This window comes from Sporolactobacillus laevolacticus DSM 442, assembly GCF_000497245.1.
GTDB classification, from domain to species: domain Bacteria; phylum Bacillota; class Bacilli; order Bacillales; family Sporolactobacillaceae; genus Sporolactobacillus; species Sporolactobacillus laevolacticus.
Map to the genome: position 1 here is coordinate 212631 of NZ_AWTC01000002.1, position 17994 is coordinate 230624.

General features: G+C 42.0%; 16 protein-coding genes. 5 read left to right on the forward strand and 11 right to left on the reverse strand.

The window, feature by feature from the left end:
- Positions 1–67: 67 nt before the first annotated feature.
- Positions 68–856, reverse strand: a complete 789-nt coding sequence (locus P343_RS22710; RefSeq protein ID WP_023509024.1) for a Cof-type HAD-IIB family hydrolase — start codon at positions 854–856, stop codon at positions 68–70.
- Between the two features lie 268 nt (positions 857–1124).
- Here P343_RS22710 and P343_RS22715 point away from each other — a divergent pair, with 268 nt between their 5' ends.
- Positions 1125–1334, forward strand: a complete 210-nt coding sequence (locus P343_RS22715) for a DNA-dependent RNA polymerase subunit epsilon (protein ID WP_023509025.1) — start codon at positions 1125–1127, stop codon at positions 1332–1334.
- 4 nt (positions 1335–1338) lie between these two features.
- On the forward strand, positions 1339–3045 hold the full coding sequence (gene rnjA, locus P343_RS22720) for a ribonuclease J1 (RefSeq protein ID WP_023509026.1): 1707 nt from the start codon (positions 1339–1341) through the stop codon (positions 3043–3045).
- A gap of 101 nt (positions 3046–3146) precedes the next feature.
- Here rnjA and P343_RS22725 read toward each other — a convergent pair whose 3' ends face one another.
- The 7 genes from P343_RS22725 to P343_RS22755 all read right to left on the reverse strand — a co-directional run bounded on the left by P343_RS22725 (position 3147) and on the right by P343_RS22755 (position 12183).
- Positions 3147–4169 (reverse strand): cytochrome d ubiquinol oxidase subunit II, encoded by a 1023-nt coding sequence (locus P343_RS22725; protein ID WP_023509027.1) that lies wholly within the window; start codon positions 4167–4169, stop codon positions 3147–3149.
- 249 nt (positions 4170–4418) lie between these two features.
- Complete coding sequence (locus P343_RS22730) at positions 4419–6230, reverse strand: ABC transporter ATP-binding protein (protein ID WP_023509028.1); 1812 nt, start codon at positions 6228–6230, stop codon at positions 4419–4421.
- Entirely contained in the window at positions 6230–7999 is a 1770-nt protein-coding gene (locus tag P343_RS22735; protein WP_023509029.1) for an ABC transporter ATP-binding protein, read from the reverse strand. The genes P343_RS22730 and P343_RS22735 overlap by 1 nt, the downstream gene beginning before the upstream one ends.
- 349 nt (positions 8000–8348) lie before the next feature.
- Entirely contained in the window at positions 8349–8897 is a 549-nt protein-coding gene (locus P343_RS22740) for a peroxiredoxin (RefSeq protein ID WP_023509030.1), read from the reverse strand.
- Positions 8898–9365: 468 nt separating this feature from the next.
- Positions 9366–10475, reverse strand: a complete 1110-nt coding sequence (locus P343_RS22745) for an N-acetyldiaminopimelate deacetylase (protein WP_023509031.1) — start codon at positions 10473–10475, stop codon at positions 9366–9368.
- A gap of 82 nt (positions 10476–10557) precedes the next feature.
- Complete coding sequence (gene dapD / locus P343_RS22750; protein ID WP_023509032.1) at positions 10558–11268, reverse strand: 2,3,4,5-tetrahydropyridine-2,6-dicarboxylate N-acetyltransferase; 711 nt, start codon at positions 11266–11268, stop codon at positions 10558–10560.
- A gap of 45 nt (positions 11269–11313) precedes the next feature.
- Complete coding sequence (locus tag P343_RS22755; protein WP_023509033.1) at positions 11314–12183, reverse strand: LysR family transcriptional regulator; 870 nt, start codon at positions 12181–12183, stop codon at positions 11314–11316.
- A gap of 152 nt (positions 12184–12335) precedes the next feature.
- Between P343_RS22755 and P343_RS22760 the strand changes: the two genes are divergently transcribed.
- Entirely contained in the window at positions 12336–12545 is a 210-nt protein-coding gene (locus P343_RS22760; protein WP_023509034.1) for an aspartyl-phosphate phosphatase Spo0E family protein, read from the forward strand.
- Between the two features lie 165 nt (positions 12546–12710).
- On the opposite strand, the gene P343_RS22765 is transcribed toward P343_RS22760, so the two are convergent.
- Both P343_RS22765 and P343_RS22770 read right to left on the reverse strand, forming a co-directional pair.
- Complete coding sequence (locus P343_RS22765; RefSeq protein WP_023509035.1) at positions 12711–13718, reverse strand: inorganic phosphate transporter; 1008 nt, start codon at positions 13716–13718, stop codon at positions 12711–12713.
- Between the two features lie 143 nt (positions 13719–13861).
- The gene (locus tag P343_RS22770; RefSeq protein WP_023509036.1) at positions 13862–14482 is read right to left on the reverse strand and encodes a DUF47 domain-containing protein; all 621 of its coding nucleotides are present in this window, start codon (positions 14480–14482) and stop codon (positions 13862–13864) included.
- A 328-nt stretch (positions 14483–14810) separates the two neighbouring features.
- Here P343_RS22770 and P343_RS22775 point away from each other — a divergent pair, with 328 nt between their 5' ends.
- A complete protein-coding gene (locus P343_RS22775; protein ID WP_031263612.1) occupies positions 14811–16085 on the forward strand; it encodes an MFS transporter in 1275 nt (424 codons plus the stop codon).
- Between the two features lie 46 nt (positions 16086–16131).
- Entirely contained in the window at positions 16132–16737 is a 606-nt protein-coding gene (locus tag P343_RS22780; protein WP_023509038.1) for a TetR/AcrR family transcriptional regulator, read from the forward strand.
- Between the two features lie 97 nt (positions 16738–16834).
- Here the strand turns inward: P343_RS22780 and yfkAB are convergent, their stop codons facing one another.
- A complete protein-coding gene (gene yfkAB, locus P343_RS22785; RefSeq protein ID WP_023509039.1) occupies positions 16835–17980 on the reverse strand; it encodes a radical SAM/CxCxxxxC motif protein YfkAB in 1146 nt (381 codons plus the stop codon).
- Positions 17981–17994 lie beyond the last annotated feature (14 nt).

Consider the following 17994-nt stretch of genomic DNA (forward strand, 5'->3'; position numbering starts at 1 on the left):
GACAAAAAGGAACAAGATTAACAGATGATCCTTCTTACTTTTTCCCAGACTTTGCAAACACCCTCTATTACAGTAAGCCTATTTGTTTGAGCCCATGATAAATACCATCTTGATGAACAGAAGTTGTTACTAAGTCGGCGGATTTTTTCGCAGCATCCACTGCGTTCCCCATCGCAATTCCGGTACCAACATAGGAAAGCATTTCGACATCGTTATTCCCGTCTCCGAATGCACATGCATCTTCCGGCTTCAAATTCAGCTTATTCAACAATTGTTTGATTCCTGCAGCCTTCGATCCATTGCCCGGGATTACATCGACACCGAATTCATGCCAACGCACATAACGAAAGACATCCAGGGGGTCCTGATTAAGAAAATCCGCGTCTTCATTTGCTGAATAGAAAAGTAAACCTTGATACACGTCGTAATTTTCATAAAAGTGAGGGTCACGATCCGGAAAAGACATCGGCAATTTTAAACTTGCAATACTTTCACGTGCTTTTTCAGAAGCATCACCATTCATTTTCATTTGTGCTTCATTAACTAAGGCTAGTGACCAGCCTAAATCTTCCGTACGCGAGATGAGCGCTTTCAAAACTGATCTTGACAATGGATTCTTATATACAGGAATGTCTTCATGGACAACGTAAGATCCATTGAAGCTGACAAACGAGTGAATATCCAAGCGACGTCTTAGTTCTTGAAACATGTACGGAGAGCGGCCCGTTGCGATCGCGGTGATCACGCCTTTGCTCTGAAGCGTATGTATCGCCTCTGCAGTTGAATCCGGTACTGATTTATTCTGGTCGTAAAGCGTATCATCAATATCAAAAAACACTATTTTTGGTGCAGACAACTCATAATTCCTCCTTAAAAGTCATGTTGCAACCCCTATCTTGCAATAACATAATTCATTATACCAGTTTAATGCTTAAAGTTTGTTGTGCAAGTATGAATTTTTTCGGTTGGTTAAAGCTAACATTGACCATTGATTGTTGCGAAATGATATGGATTATTGATCAATTCTTCTGAATTAAGCATGAAACGGAGCTAGACAGTGAAAAAGCTCGGCATTTCATATATAATGAACTTTAGAATCAATTTTTTTGGAGGGAGCATGTATTATGATTTATAAAGTATTGTATCAGGCATCAAAAGATGAGGTTCCGGTTCGCGAACAGACGGAAACGCTTTATCTTGAAGCCAGCGATGTGCGCGATGTGCGCAAAAAACTTGCAGACAAGCCATATAATGTTGAATTTATTCAGCCTTTGACCGGAAAATTTCTCGATTATGAAAAAAAGTCTGCCGAATTTAAATTGGAGAAGATATAAACATATGAAATTTGTTAAAAACCATCAAACTGCCGTATTCGCCCTTGGCGGACTGGGCGAAATCGGCAAAAACACCTATGCTGTTCAGTTTCAGGATGAAATTATCGTTATCGATGCCGGTATTAAATTTCCTGAAGACGAGCTGCTGGGCATCGATTACGTTATCCCTGACTACAGCTATTTGGTGAAAAATGCTGATAAAATTAAAGGCTTGTTCATCACACACGGACATGAAGATCATATCGGCGGCGTCCCTTATTTGCTTCGCGCAGTCAATATTCCGATTTATGCAGGCAAACTGGCTGCAGGATTGATTCGCAACAAACTCGATGAACACAATCTTCTGAGGCAGACGGTTATTCATGAAATCACAGAAGACGATGTAATCAAGTTTCAGAAAACATCCGTCAGCTTCTTCAGAACAACCCACAGCATTCCTGATTCTTATGGTGTGGTCGTCAAAACACCACAGGGGAATATTGTTGAAACAGGGGACTTTAAATTTGACTTTACGCCGGTTGGCGGTCAGATAGCCAATTTGACAAAGATGGCGGAAATTGGTAAAGAAGGCGTTCTCTGCCTCATGTCGGACAGCACAAACGCTGAGGTTCCCGGTTTCACAATGACCGAACGCGAAGTCGGCGATAATATCAAAGACATCTTCCGAAAAGTAAACGGCCGAATAATATTCGCCACATTCGCCTCAAATATTCATCGTCTTCAGCAAGTAGTGGATGCTTCTGTTGAAACAAACCGCAAAATCGCCGTGTTTGGGCGGAGCATGGAAGCGGCTATTACCATCGGCGAGGAACTGGGCTATGTCAAAGCGCCTAAAGACACGTTTATAGATCACCAACAGCTGAACCATCTTCCAGATCAGCAAGTAACGATTCTGTGTACCGGCAGCCAAGGCGAACCAATGGCGGCGTTGTCTCGAATCGCAAATGGCACTCACCGTCAGATTCAGATCCAGCCAGGCGACACAGTTATTTTCTCTTCTTCCCCGATACCAGGAAATAAGGTCAGCATAAATCGGACAATTAACCAACTCTATAGAGCTGGTGCCGACGTCATCCATGGCAAACTAAGCAATATCCATACCTCAGGACACGGCGGACAAGAAGAAGAAAAACTGATGCTTCGTTTACTCAAGCCGAAATTTTTTATGCCGATTCACGGTGAATACCGTATGCTGAAACAGCATGTCGAAACGGCACACGCTTGCGGCATCCCTTATGACCATTCGTTTATCATGAACATCGGCGATGTGCTGGCACTTGATCAAAATTCAGCCACCGTTACCGGAAAAATTCCATCCGGCTCAGTATATATTGATGGCAGCGGAATCGGTGATATTGGCAACATTGTGCTTCGTGACCGCAAGATTCTTTCCGAGGAAGGATTGGTCATTGTCGTTGTGAGCGCTGACATTGAAGCACACAAGATTTTGGCTGGTCCGGATATTATCTCACGTGGATTCGTCTACATGCGTGAATCCGGTGATCTTATTAACGAAGCTCAAAGCCTTCTCGCTTCCCGTCTTCAAGAAGTGATCCAGCGTGATAAATTGCAATGGTCCGAAATCAAAAGCGAAGTCACAGATATTTTGGCGCCATTCCTTTATGAGCGTACAAGGCGCAAACCAATGATTCTACCGATTATCATGGAAGTTGATGAAAAAGCAAGCAAGCAGGTAGAAAGCAACAAATAACTCTTACTCTCAATGAATAAATAAAGAGGCACAGCAAACAGTTTAATCTGTCCGCTGTGCCTTTTAAATTATTCAAATAAGATATTTTGAGCTCGATGTCATCATTTATCATCCGTTTTTCGAAGTGTCTCGCTGCGCAGTACGGTACGCAATCGGATCGCTAAAAAAGCAGCTAGAGACGGCGGCGCGGCAACCAGAACAATAATTAAAAACCATCCTGATTGTGCCCAATCTGCCAAGTGCTGATCCATGACAATATCAGGATAAATTAAGTACGGAAAATGAGATAAGGTATATCCAATCAATGCAAAGAAATATTGCATCATAACTAAAATAAAAAACGATTTGTATCTTTTTAGAAAAACAAGTGTAACAGCGCCAAGAAGGCAAACAAGTGATAACATGAAGAGCCATGAAGCGTCCAAGGTGCGCATAAAGTGTTCCGGATTCTGTTGTTCAAGTCCTAGAAAGACCATGCCGCTTGCCAATACCGTCGGCATGCTCCAAAAAAGCGCCACATTCCGAAAATGAGCGGTAAGCGCAGGATTCACGGAAACAGAGGCAAAATGAACAAGATACATGGCACTTATGTAAAAAATACTCACTACAGCGATAACCATTACACACCAAAAGTAGAAATTAGAAAACATGTGAAGGATAAAAAGATGAATATTCCCAGTTCCATCATCAGAAAACCCGCCTTCGCTGATGACTAGAACAATGCTGAGAACAGCCGGAATAAACACACCAATCACGCCGTTCCCTGCTAAGAAAATGCTTTTTGTCTTTTTCCCATTCGTAAGCAATTCAGCCAACGCATAAAATGTACCCTTTGCTACCGTTAAAACAATAGCGAGAATCCCGCAAAACACAAGCGGCGTTTGAAAATTAAGGATAATTTCAGGTGATAGACTGAGCACTGCAGCAAAGAGCAGCACAAAACAAATATTCATCACTTCGGATAGCGGCGAAAGCCAACTCTGCAATGGTGCATAAAGGTGATCCCAGTGCCTGATCTGTTGCCCGTAAAAAAGATAAAATCCAGTACCGAAATCAATCGATGCTGCGATCATATAACTATATATAACGATCCAAAGAATGATCAAGGTCAATTGCTGCGCCATGATCTGCTTCTCTCCAGTCCGCGAGGCAAAGTCTCTTTATAGAACCCGCCTCATTATTATACCAAAGTGCAGGCGAACTTCATTAACTTTACATCACATGTTTTTCGAAAGCCTGTATTGCATGTTAACGTTAATACAGCCCCTGATAAATGGACACGTATAATCGCTTCCAATCAACTTTAAAAATAGAAATAAAAAAAGAGGTGCAGCCGCGATAAGGTTGCATCTCTATAGTTTAATCCAAATCTATTAGGAAATTTCATCAAGAGCATTATATTGGCTGAGCACCAGATCGAAATATCTGCCTCGTAGCTCCATCAGCTGCTGGTGATTGCCCTGTTCCACAATTTCTCCCTCATTCAAAACCACAATATGATCTGCATCTCGGATTGTGGATAGCCTATGGGCGATAATGATGGATGTCCTCCCCTTTAATAATTGTTTTAGCGCGGTTTGGATAACTACTTCAGTTTCTGTATCAATGCTCGCTGTCGCTTCATCAAGAATAAGAATTTTCGGATCAGAGAGCAGCGCACGCGCAAAGGAAAGCAGCTGACGCTCACCTACCGAAAGGATATTTCCTCGTTCTTCGACTTCGGTATGGTAGCCATCAGGCAATCCTTGTATAAAAGCATCTGCGCCAATCGCTCTCGCGGCATGCATGACCTCTTCATCCGAAGCATTTGGTTTCCCGAAACGGATATTGTCCATGATCGTTCCAGAGAAGACATAGGTTTCCTGAATGACCGTGCCAACACTTGCGCGGAGTTCACGCAAATCAATGTCCCTTACATCAATTCCATCAAATCGTACTTGGCCAGCAGTCGCGTCATAGAATCGACTGATTAAATTGGCAATCGTTGTTTTTCCCGAACCTGTGTGGCCGACCAGTGCCCATGTCTCGCCAGCAGGAATATGAAACGAGATGCCTTTAAGTGCTTTACGTGTCGCGTTATAACTAAATTCAACATCATCAAAGTCAATCGTGCCACGAACATTTTTCATACCGGCAGCATCTTTCTTATTTGGCACATTCGGTTGTTCATCAAGAAATTCAAAAATACGTTCAGACGAAGCCATTGCAACAAGCAGTTGATTGTACACTTGCCCGAGACGTGAAATTGGTCCCCAAAACATGCCTAGATAGAACGCAAATGACACAAATGTGCCGATCTCAATTGATCCTTGATGAATAAGAAACACGCCGAACCAAATTAATATAGCAGAGCCAACAGCATTGGAAAGATCTACGAATGGACGGAACATTGCGTTTTTGCGTGTCGCCTCTTTCCACGCCAGAAAATTCTCTATATTGACTCCATTGAAATAGGCCCTGTTCTCCTCTTCCTGCGTAAAGGACTGGGTAACGCGAATTCCCTGAATGCTCTCGTTCAAATGAGAATTCAGTTTTGACATTTTCATGCGTACTTTCTGCCATGCACGGCGAATGCTGCGCCGCAGTTTTGTTGAAATAAAGAACATGAGCGGAATGACAAGCAACACAGCGATCGCAAGCGGTGGGCTAAGTACAAACAAGATGACAAAAATGCCGATTAGCGTAGCGATATCCATAAGCGTATTGATAACACCGTTTGTGAACAGATCCTGCATCGAATTCACATCATTAATAATCCGGACAAGTATAGAACCGGCGGATCTCGAATCAAAGAAACGATGTGACAGATATTGAATATGGTTGAATAAACTTTCTCTCAAATCATGAATGACATATTGCCCAAGCTCGTTCGTTGTTTTGATCCGATACCAGTTACTGGCGAATGATACGCAATACAGCACACCTGTGATACCAACAAGCCAATAAAGGAGTGTATAATTTTTATTGGCGATGGCACGGTCAAACGCGTAAACACCAATGATAATCGGAATGATCAGCCGCACAGCTGTAGTGATAACCATCGCAGCGATCGCTTTAGGAATCAGAGTTCTCACATAAGGCCCTAGATAGTTCAATAACCGCACCAACTGTTTCCAGTTAAACGGTTTTTCAATGACGCGATCCTCAGGATAGAAAAAGCGTTCTTTTGCTGCTCCACCAGCCATTACCGATTCCCCCCTCCATATATACTTTGCTGTTTCACAAGATCACGATCTTGATATTGAATATCATAAATGCGCCGATAGATACCGCCTTTAGCGACCAGCTCTTCATGAGTGCCTCTCTCCATAATTCTGCCATGCTCAAGCACAAGAATTTGATCGGCCATCTGCAGAGAAGAAATCCGGTGGGCAATAATAAATGTTGTCCTCCCCTTCATTAGTTCTCTGAACGCCTTTTGGATTAAACCTTCCGTACGCATGTCAACAGCACTCGTAGCATCGTCCAGAATAAGTATACTTGGATTGATCAGTAGTGCGCGGGCAATTGAGATTCGCTGTTTCTGCCCGCCTGAAAGACCCATGCCGCGTTCGCCGAGCACTGTATCATAGCCATTAGGCAGTTTTTTAATAAATTCATCTGCTTCCGCCCGTTTTGCTGCCTGAATCACCTCATCCATAGTTGCTTCAGGTCGGCCATAAGCGATGTTATCACGAATCGTTGAAGAAAACAGGAAATTCTCCTGAAGCACAAAACCAATATTTTTTCTGAGGGATTTCAAATCATATGATTTCACAGGACATCCATCGATCAGCACCTCACCACTTGTCGCGTCATAGAAACGGCCAATGAGTTGGGTAACGCTTGATTTCCCTGATCCTGTCGCCCCCATCAACCCAGTGACACTCCCAATTTCTGCTTCAAATGAGATATGTTCAAGCGCAGCCGTTTTTTCATTCGGATAGACAAGCGACACATCGTGAAAAGCGACACGGCCATCTAGACGTTCTTTTTTAAAGGCGTCTTGTGGCGACGCAAGATCGCTTTGCTCGTCAAGAATCTGCAACAAACGCTCGCCCGACGCTTTTGACTGTGAAAAGGTGTTGATCATGAATCCGAGGTTCATCAAAGGATCCATAATGTACCAGACAAGGCTGAAAAAAGCGACCAGCGCCCCCGGCGCGAGCCGCCCGTCCATAACAAAATAACCGCCAAGTGCCAGCAGGATAACGACACTGATGTCCCCGATCAACTCCATGAGCGGAAAATACTTTGCCCAGATATTAGCAGTCACCAAGTTTCTTGTCCTGTATGTGTCATTGCTTTCAGAGAAACGATTGATCTCAAAGTCCTCACGGCCAAGTGATTTAATCGTGTTCATGCCGCTAATATTTTCCTGAACACGAGTATTCATGCTGGCCAGCGAAAGGCGGATTTTTCGGAATGCAGGATGCACGCGTTTATCAAAACGAAAAACACTGACACAAAGAAAAGGAGTCATTGCTAAGGTAACGAGGGCCAATTCCCAAGAGTAATAGAACATTAGCACAATGCTGAACCCAACCAATACGACAAAATTGACTAGCTGAGTGAATCCGGCAGACAGAAAAAAACGGAAACCTTCAACATCAGCTGTCAGTCGAGACATCAGATCACCAGTTTTCGCATTGTCATAATAATGATATGGGAGATACTGCAATTTTTCGTACAGCGCTTTTCTCAGTCTGAATACCGAGCTGACGCCGAACATGTCTCCCCAATACTGGCTGTAGTAACTTGAAATGCCTTTTATCGCCATGATTACGACAAAACCAAGTGACAAAACCGGAACAAGTGATAGATTTTGATGAATCACTGCTTGGTCGATGGTCAGCTGCAAAATGATCGGATAGACGATGGTGATGCCGCTGGCCAAAATGAGAAATAAAATAGATCCGAACAAGTACTTCCTGTCTGGCCAATAAAACTGTTTCAACCTTTTAAAAATATCCACTTTCTTGAACTACCTCCCCCTATTATTCCGCTTCCTAATTCATGAAACGGAATACTTTATCTATTCTGCAATAGATACCATTCTAACAGAATGAGCGCAGACAACAAGCCATTCGCTCGATTAAAAGCGAAAATTCATTCTAATGTAAAAAAGATCGTTAGCCTTACAGCCCAAGAAGTGCATTGTATGGGTGCGAAAAACGTCTCACACATTTAATTCCAGAAACTTTAATCAACGTTTCTTGTAAATACAGACAAAAAAAAGACAAAAAAACAGGACGACTAACGTCCCATTTTTCTGTCGAACACGATGAACAATTTTGTTCTACTCTATTTCAGTTTACCGCAAATCAAACGTGCAGTGTTTCATCGCCAGGATGCCAGTTAGCAGGACACAGTCCGCCTGACTGAAGTGCTTGAAGCACACGCAGTGTTTCGTCAACATCGCGGCCAATATTGTTGTCATTCACGACTGAGTAACGAAGATCGCCTTCCGGGCTGATGATAAACAAGCCTCGAAGTGCAACGCCTTCTTCAGGAATCAGTACACCATATTTTTCTGCCACTTCTTGTGTATGGTCAGCTGCCAGTCTGAAATTGATCTTGCCAATTCCGCCTTCTCTTCTAGAGGTCTTCATCCATGCTTGGTGTGTATAAATCGTGTCGGTTGAACATCCTATGATATCTGCTCCAAGGTCAACAAATTCGTCGTACCGATCGCTAAAAGCAGTAATTTCTGTCGGGCATACAAATGTGAAGTCCATTGGATAGAAGAAAAAGATCGTCCATTTGCCGGCTTTAATATTTTCCTCCAGATTTGCTTTGCTGAAAGAACCATCGGCATTCACACAATCAAGATCAAACAAAGGAGCCTTTGCACTAACAAGACGTTCTACCATATTTTAATAATACCTCCTGAAAAAATAAGCTTCTTTTCCTCACATCACATGAGGCTATGTCATTATTATAGTATCGGTTTATATTTAAGTCAATATTAATTAATAATTAATTTAAAATAAATATTATCCTAGTTAATAAAAGAAATTATTAAAAATACATGAATAGTTTAATTATCATTTAGAATAACAATTATCAAATGAATGATCCAGTTCAACTATATTTTTCTATACTTAATCATAGCACTATACCCAACGTTCTCCCATTAATACGCTTGGAGACGGCAAAAAGCATGAACTCATCAAGTAACTCATCTCCTTTTAACCATAAGTTGTCCACTTCAAAGATAAAAATTCTGGCGGAACACATCATATTAGTTTTTCATTTTTTGGTATATCTATACAATAAAAAAAGCTGGGACGAAAAATATATTTTCGTTCCAGCTTTTTTGAATAGATGATTAAGTCTTCTCAGACGCCTTCTCTGATATATGTGCTGACCACTTTTACGCCCTGTGCCAAAGCGGCTTCATCAGGCATAAAATCTGCGGAATGAAGGCTTGATGTTTTTCCTACACCAAGCCAGAACATAAAGCCCGGCAATTCTTTCAGAAAGTAGCCGAAGTCCTCACCAGTCATCGCGTCGTTGCAAATGATATAGGGAAATCCTTTCTTTTCGCAAAACTGAATGAATGGATCCACATTTTCTTTGCGATTGAACACTTGATAATAATTCGCACCATAATCAATTTGCCCTTTACATTGATAGGCAATCTCAATGGCTTTCACCTGACGTTCAATATCGTCCTTGATTAAGGCCATTGTCTCCTGGTTAAGCGTACGGATTGTACCTTCAACGCGAGCATGTTCCGCAATAATATTCTGTTTTGTTCCGCCACTGATTTTGCCAATGGTCAAGACTGCAGAATTAAGCGGATCAACACGACGTGCAACGATCGTTTGAAGGCCAACAACGAAGTGGCTTGCAGCTACAATTGTGTCGTGCGTTAGGTGAGGATAAGCAGCATGTCCGCCTTTTCCAAAGAAATCAATGAAGAGTTCAGAAGTATTAGCAAACAAAATGCCTTCCTTTGTAGCCACCGTTCCGACAGGAAAATCAGGGGAGACATGCAATCCGAAAATCAAATCAGGTTTCCATGATTGAAATTCGTCACTCGCCATCATTGGCAGCGCACCGCCTGGACCTTCCTCCGCTGGCTGGAAGATGAAAAGTGTATCCTCTTTCACAGGATTTTCAATGACATTCTCCAATGCGCCAAGAGCGATTGTCATATGAAAGTCATGGCCGCAGGCATGCATATTGCCTTCATACCTTGATTGAAATGAATATCCAGTTTTCTCTTTCACTGGCAGCGCATCAATATCTGTGCGAAAACCAATAAGTTTTGACGGATGCGTTCCCGACACTCTGACAAGCAAACCGGTTTTCCACTTTTTTACCTGTACGCGTTCTTGTGGCATCCTGCTGATTTGATCCAGCAAAAAAGCCTGCGTCTCCACTTCCTCAAATCCGACTTCAGGAATCTGATGCAGAGCGCGTCTGATTGCAACATAATCCATGATTCGTCCACTTCCTGTTTGCGAGTTCTAGCCTGTATATAATTAAAGGAGATTCGATAAGTCCGTGAAAAATCGGACCTTATTAAAGTTGACGCAATTCCTGCATGATTTCTGTTTTTGAACGTGTTTTTTCATCAATCGTTTTCAATACACGCGCCGGTGCACCGACAACTACTGTATATTCCGGAACATCTTTTGTTACAATTGCACCCGCTGCAACAACCGCACCTTTTCCAATATGCACGCCTTCAAGTACAACTGCGTTGGCTCCGACAAGCACATCATCTTCAACAACAACCGGCTTAGCAGATGGTGGCTCAACAACGCCTGCAAGTACAGCTCCGGCACCAATATGACAGTTCTTGCCGACAGTCGCACGTCCGCCAAGAACAGCGTTCATATCAATCATTGTTCCTTCTCCAACAACTGCGCCAATATTGATAACCGCTCCCATCATGATGACAGCCTGTTTTCCAATCTCAACCTTTTCGCGAATCAGTGCGCCTGGTTCGATACGCGCTTCAATGCCTTTAAGGTCAAGGAAGGGAACAGCTGAATTACGCGCGTTATTTTCGACTACATAGTCTTCAATCTTGTCCTTGTTTGCGATAAGGACCGGCTCAATGTCCTTCCAATCACCGAACAAAGTTCCTGCCCCGCCACTGATAAAAGCTCGAACATTGTCGCCAAATGAAAGAGGTGCTAAATCACCTTTTATGTAAACCTTTACCGGCGTTTTTTTCACACTATTTTGTAGAAAAGAAATAATCTCGTAAGCGTCCATCTGCTCCATACAAGTCCCTCCCAAAAGTCGTTTCACTTGTTATATTATCGAATTTCATGAGAAAAGTCTATGACGGACAAGGTCAACAAAGGCTCGCACCTGATTCAGCTGCAAGGTTTCTTTGTCATATAATAGCCAGTTTTCACGAACGATCGGAGCCCCTTGCCGGTCAAGCAATGGAATACGGTTCACGCGGTCTTTCTCTGTCAAACTAATTGACGGAAGCACCGCATAACCAATACCATGGGTGACCATTTGCTTGCACGTTTCAATTTGATCAACCATAATTGTACGGACCGGAAGTCTTAAATTTTGTGATCGCCACCAATCCTGAATAATCTGGTCATACGATGAATCACTTCGAAATTGAATATAAGGTCTTTCTTCTTTTCTCAATTCACTCAGAGACATGATTTTGGAGTCAACAAAATTAAGCGGATCAGAAAATAGATGCAACTTTGCTCCGCCCCAATTTGGCGTACCGCGAACAATAGCTGCATGACATTCAGCATGATACATCTGATCCAATATTCCGCTCGACCACCCTGTAGTAAGCGATATTTTCACAAGAGGATGATGCTCAACGAACGCCTTCAAGACATCAGGAAGCCAATATTGTCCGTTGACTGACGAAACCGCGAGCTTCAGCGATCCATAGATTTCAGATTCGTTGGCCTGAAGTTTCGCACGCGTTTCGGCAGCACGATCCAAAGTCTCCTTTGCAAATTCCGCGATAATCTCACCCTCGGCCGTTACTGTTACCCCGCGTTTAGATCGAACAAACAATTTGGTATTCCACTCACGCTCAAGGTATTGCAGCCTTTGACTAAGTGCAGGCTGGGAGATAAATAACTTTTCCGATGCTTTTCTCATATTACCTTCGTCTGATAAAACAGTAATTAATTCAAGGTCTGACAACTTCATTTGCAAGCCCCCTGATAATCATTGATCGATCTTAATAGTGCTTTGTTTGCAAACGTTCCCTATGACCTTCGTTTGGTAGACAAAAAAATGAGACATGCTATAATATAAATAATATTAGTAGATTATCCAACGCCAGGAGGGACTTTGTGTTCATGTCTGAATTTCCAGAGGTACGTACATCCCAGGAAATTAGTTGCATCCATTCGGAAAGGATCGAACAAAAAAGACAAGAATTATTAAAAACAGCCAAACGACATGGACTGTTTGCTGAACAAACACTACGATGCAGCCAAGAACTCGATCTCATGATTATTGAAATTCAAGAAAAATATTCGCCAATGCGTGAAATCGCGCAGTTCTGAAACAGTGATACACTTCATCTATCAATAGATTCAACCGGCCCCATGGCCGGCCTAAATCTTTTTTATTTCTTCTAACCCATCATTGTAACCGCTTCATATATCTCCCAACCTTATCCAATCCAAATGATAAATCTATAGTAAAAAAGGCTCGCAGAGGCGAGCCCATTAAAGTACCCAGTTTAATATTCGATAAATGAATGCCGCAACAAGCGCAGTAGAAGGCAAAGTAATGACCCATGTAATAACAATGTTTAAAGCCATTCCCCAGTTAACGCCTTTAACACGTTCTGCAGATCCAACACCTAAAATAGAAGAGGTAATGACATGCGTTGTGCTGACGGGAAAATGGATAAAAGTAAAGCCAAAAATAATTGTGGCTGAAGAAAGATCGGCTGCTGCCCCATTAATCGGCTGGATTTTCATAATTTTACTTCCAACCGTATGAATAATTCTCCACCCGCCTAATGATGTGCCCATCGCCATTGCAATCCCTGCCGCAATACGCACCCACATCGGAATCTCAACTTTTGTCAAGTAATTTGATGCCACTAACGCCATCGTTATGATCCCCATCGTTTTCTGTGCGTCATTCGTTCCATGAGCAAAGGACTGAAGCGCAGCTGTAAAGATTTGGAACAATCGAAAGCGCTGATTGGTCTTGACCAACGAAAAGTTACGAAACAGGAAGGTGAACAGTTTCATAACGATAAATCCTATGGTAATCGCAGCGATTGGCGAAATAATCAGAGCCTCAAAAATTTCTAGAAATCCTGTATAATTTAGTGCACCGAACCCAAGTGCCGAAATACCCGCACCTGCGAGCGATCCGATAATTGCATGTGATGAACTGCTCGGAATGCCAAGGTACCATGTTGCAAGATTCCATAGAATAGCGCTGATCAGCGCAGCCATCACGATCATCAATCCTGTTGTTTCATCTTTAATGGAAAAAGGATCAATGACTCCTTTGCTGATCGTCTGGGCGACACCTGTAAATGTAATCGCACCAAGAAAATTCATCGCTCCCGCGAGTATGATCGCCGCTCTAGGGCGAAGCGCACGTGTGGAAACAGATGTAGCGATCGTATTGGCTGTGTCATGAAAACCATTAATAAAGTCGAACGTGAACGCCAAAAATACGATCATCAACGTTAACGCAAACAAACTTTCCATGATTATAAAACCCTTTCCGCATAAAAATGAGTGCGTTTTTTCTCAAAAACATTTCCGTTTCGTTTCATCCCATTTCTGCATGAAACAAAATGAAAAGAATTGCCTATGTAATCCATTCCATTCATAGACAAATAACAATAAAGTCAGGCGTTTCTCATCATGATCGTTTCCAAAGTGTCGGCGACATCCTCGCAGCTGTCAGCAACACTTTCCAGCATTTCGTAAAGCTCTTTGTATTGTATAATTTTAATCGCGTCTTTTTCATTTTTAAACAAATTCGTAATGCACTTTACGAGAAGATCATCGCACTCTGTTTCATAATCATTAATCTTAATTACACTGTTTCGGATTCCCGAGATGTTTTTTTTGCTCATCAATGTAATTGCTTGAGCAATTTCTTTGGATGACTCATAAAGAAAGCCTACAAATTCAACCATGTATTCATCTGCATGCGAAATGCCGTAGATTTCAAGTCTATTTGACCACTCTTCAAAGCCATCCAGGACATCATCCATCTTCATTGCCAGTTCCAAAATATCCTCGCGCTGCAGCGGTGTGACGAATGTCTTGTTTAACGCAATAATGAGTTCATGAACATATGAATCACCCTTGCGTTCATATCCTTTCATTTTTTGTGAAAACTCGTGCAAGTCAGCTTCATTCTTTATTTTGCTTTCAACAAAGAATTTTGCAGCTTCCTCCAGATTCAGAGAAATAATTGAAAGCATATTCAAAAACTTGTCATTTTTCGACAAAAAGTGCACAAAGTCCACCTCTCCATCCTGAATTGAAAAATCTGTTTCTCAATAAAAGAAGACCCTAAAAATCCCATAAAATTCTGTGCCAGATTGCTTCCCCGTAAAAAAGCGCCCAAAAACCATTTTAACAGAACACAAAAGATTTACAATCTGTTTTCGATTTGTTAAAAAAAGCTTAACACATTTTTCGACTTCTTTCACTCAAATGTCATCACTTTCCAAACTGCTTTTTCAACAATCGAGAGACATTTTTTTTAAATCTTTATTGAAAAATGACATTAGTGTCGTTTATAATAACGACATTGATGTCATTTTATTATTGGAGTTGATGATTATGTCCACTGAATTTTGGAAGCTGCTCTCAGGCCGTACATTCAGTACGATTGGAAATTGCTTTTACAATGTTTCACTCATTTGGATTATTTATCACCTAACCGGCAACACTTTTTATACGGGACTAACCGGTTTTCTTGTTCTGATGCCGATGATGATGCAGTTTTTGGTCGGTCCACTCATTGAAAAATTCAACAAGAAAAAACTGTTGATTCTTACAGAAGCAGGACAAATCATTACGGTGGTCACGGCCTTTTCCTTATATAATACGGCCTGGCACAACGTCTGGGCACTCATCTTCCTAACACCGATCGTTGCGATTCTATCGATGTTTAGCAACCCCGCTGAGATGACGCTTATTCCGATTTTTGTTAATGAGGAAAAGTATTCAGCAGCTAATTCACTGATGAACGTGACCTATCAAACGCTTTCAATTATTTCAACAAGTGTCGTCGGTGTGCTGCTTGGTTTTCTTAATCCACTGACTCTTTACATTTTTTCAGCAGTGTTCAATCTGTGCGGGGCAATTTGTTTTTTTACGATTCATCTAAAATCAGGAGAAAATGTGAAGGAAGGTCTTCCAGAGAAAACAGGTCTTCTATATGAATTAAGGATCTACCGACAATCATTAATTAAAGGGTTGAATATTGTTCGAAGCTCATTTATTTCGAGTTTTATACCCGCAACCATTATCGCGAATCTTGTCTTGGGTATGCTAAATGCTGTCCTTCCCGCCTATGCCTCCGATAGAGGCGGCAGCCAATGGTATGGATTCTATCAATCTGCAGAAACCATTGGTATATTAGTTGGATCAGCACTTGCACCAGCACTAAAAAATATACCTTTAGGCAAATTGACAATTAACTGCTTCTTCTTCAGCAGCGTCGCATGGATCTATTCATATTTCACGGCAAATAACACCCTTTCTCTAATTTTATATGCTGCGAGTTTGGTCGCCATTGGCGTGACGAATATTTTATTTGTTTCCGCAATGCAGAAGGCAGTACCACAAGAACATCTTGCACAAATTTATACGATTCTGATTAGTTTCGGGGGTTGTGCTATGCCCCTGGGTTCACTTTCCGGTGGTCAAATCGCCCATCTCTTTGGTAATACGCCGATTTTTCTCAGTGTTGGGGTAGCCTTTTTGTTTGTTTCCATTTGCTGGCTTTCATCGAAGATTCTGCGGCAAATGCCTGCAGCAGAACACGTAGGCAGCGGCAACTATACGATCTATTCCGAGAAGCAAGGTGAGTCCTTTTCCCAGCATGATTAGAAGATTTCCCCATCCTAATGTATACTGAATTTGCGGGGTGAAAAAATTGCCTAAAGTATCAGAAGAACACTTCTTACAGAAAAGATTGCATATATTAGAGGCTGCAAAAGCGGTTTTTTGCCGAAAAGGATTTGAACCGACTACGATGCAGGATGTTGTAGAGGCGTCCGGGATGAGCCGAGGAGGTGTCTACCGCTATTTTTCCAGCACTGAAGAAATGATCCGTGCGCTTTTAGAGAAAAATAATAAAGAATTTATTAAATACATTAATGAACTTATTGATGAGCACGATAAAATGTGGGATGCTCTGGAAGATTACCTACAAAACTTGGAGTCAGAAGCCTCTGATCCATTCTCTATTGTTGTCTATGAATATTTTGTGACCGGATGGCGGACAGAGGAACGAAGGAACTATCTAGCCAGACGTTACGAAAATGGAAAAGCGATTTTTCTTCGTTTGTTTGAGGAAGGAGTAAGGCGCGGTGAATTTTCCCCAAAACAGCCGCTTGAAGCGATCAACAGTTTTTTCATCAATGTAAACGATGGAATCTCAATGGAAGCTACTTTGCTTGATGAAAAGACAGTTCGTGTTGCCGAACAAATCAAAGCCCTGAAAATGTATTTAAAACAGGCACTTGGCCTTACCAAATAAAGAACTGATCCTATATTTCAGTGAAAAAAAGTGACATTTTGTCAATGTACACAAGACAAAACGCCACTTTTTTATATTGCTTGAATTTACGTACCCTTTAATGTATTTCTGCCGATCTGGAAATAAGCGATTTTCGTTTTGAAAAATCTACATCTTTGTAATACGTATTTTTAACAAGCACGTTAGGGCCGAGACACTTAACCGCAGGGCAGTGACAGTTCAAGGATTTTGCTAGCGGCGTGTCAAGCCAGTGCTGATACGCATCCTCAAGTGTTGTTGTTTGAATATTACCCAGACCTGGAGCATCACCAAAATCTGTGACGATGATACTTCCATCAAAGATATTAACGTTTAGGCGTGAACGTCCGTCCGGATCGTTGCGCACGGTAACATTTTTCTCACTATAGAGACGTTCAAGCAATGCAAGATCCTGTTCATTTTTATTGCACGGATAGAATGGCAAGGTACCAAATAGCATCCAGACATCCGGATTTCGGCTGTCAAGCAGCCGATGTATGCCTGAGCGAATCTCATCCAATGAAGCAAACTGCAGACTGCTTGCAAAATCGCTTGGATACATCGGATGCACTTCATGGCGCCTGCACCCCATTTCCACCACTTGTTCATGGATACGTTCCAGATGAGGCAATGTCCGTTTATTAATCATCGTTTCCGCAGAAACAAGAACTCCTCGTGCGGACAGTTCCCGAGCATTTTCAATCATTCTGTTGAAAAACAATTCCTGTGCTGCGATTTTCGGCTTTTTCTCCATCACTGCAAATCCGATATCTGAATAATCCTGAAAGCTCCCGTAATTAAAGGAGATGTGAAGTACATCCAAGTAAGGAATAATCAGTTCGTATCGCGCAAGATCGAGCGTCAAATTAGAATTAATCTGTGTTCTGAGGCCACGTTCATGTGCATATTTTAAGATGGGCACCACATAATCTTTCACTGACTTAATGGACAGCATTGGCTCACCGCCGGTAATGCTTAAGGCGTGAAGATCTTTTGCCTCATCAAGACGTTTGAAAATCAGATCCAACGGAAGAGCATCAGGATCGCGTTGCTGTAAAGTATAACCGACCGCGCAATGCTCACACCTCATGTTGCATAACGTCGTTGTGGTAAATTCTACATTTGTCAGTTTCAAATGTCCGTAGTACTCCATATCAAAATAGGCTTCCCACGGATCATTGTCAGGACTGATCGGCTCTGTCCTTAAACGTTCAATTGTCGTCATGAAACTCCTAACCT

Bases quoted from the DNA above. Each gene is read 5' to 3' on its own strand.
- P343_RS22715 (WP_023509025.1), top strand. From the start codon at position 1,125: ATGATTTATAAAGTATTGTATCAGGCATCAAAAGATGAGGTTCCGGTT.
- rnjA (WP_023509026.1), top strand. From the start codon at position 1,339: ATGAAATTTGTTAAAAACCATCAAACTGCCGTATTCGCCCTTGGCGGA.
- P343_RS22725 (WP_023509027.1), bottom strand. From the start codon at position 4,169: ATGGCGCAGCAATTGACCTTGATCATTCTTTGGATCGTTATATATAGT.
- P343_RS22730 (WP_023509028.1), bottom strand. From the start codon at position 6,230: ATGGCTGGTGGAGCAGCAAAAGAACGCTTTTTCTATCCTGAGGATCGC.
- P343_RS22740 (WP_023509030.1), bottom strand. From the start codon at position 8,897: ATGGTAGAACGTCTTGTTAGTGCAAAGGCTCCTTTGTTTGATCTTGAT.
- P343_RS22745 (WP_023509031.1), bottom strand. From the start codon at position 10,475: ATGGATTATGTTGCAATCAGACGCGCTCTGCATCAGATTCCTGAAGTC.
- dapD (WP_023509032.1), bottom strand. From the start codon at position 11,268: ATGGAGCAGATGGACGCTTACGAGATTATTTCTTTTCTACAAAATAGT.
- P343_RS22755 (WP_023509033.1), bottom strand. From the start codon at position 12,183: ATGAAGTTGTCAGACCTTGAATTAATTACTGTTTTATCAGACGAAGGT.
- P343_RS22760 (WP_023509034.1), top strand. From the start codon at position 12,336: ATGTCTGAATTTCCAGAGGTACGTACATCCCAGGAAATTAGTTGCATC.
- P343_RS22765 (WP_023509035.1), bottom strand. From the start codon at position 13,718: ATGGAAAGTTTGTTTGCGTTAACGTTGATGATCGTATTTTTGGCGTTC.
- P343_RS22775 (WP_031263612.1), top strand. From the start codon at position 14,811: ATGTCCACTGAATTTTGGAAGCTGCTCTCAGGCCGTACATTCAGTACG.
- yfkAB (WP_023509039.1), bottom strand. From the start codon at position 17,980: ATGACGACAATTGAACGTTTAAGGACAGAGCCGATCAGTCCTGACAAT.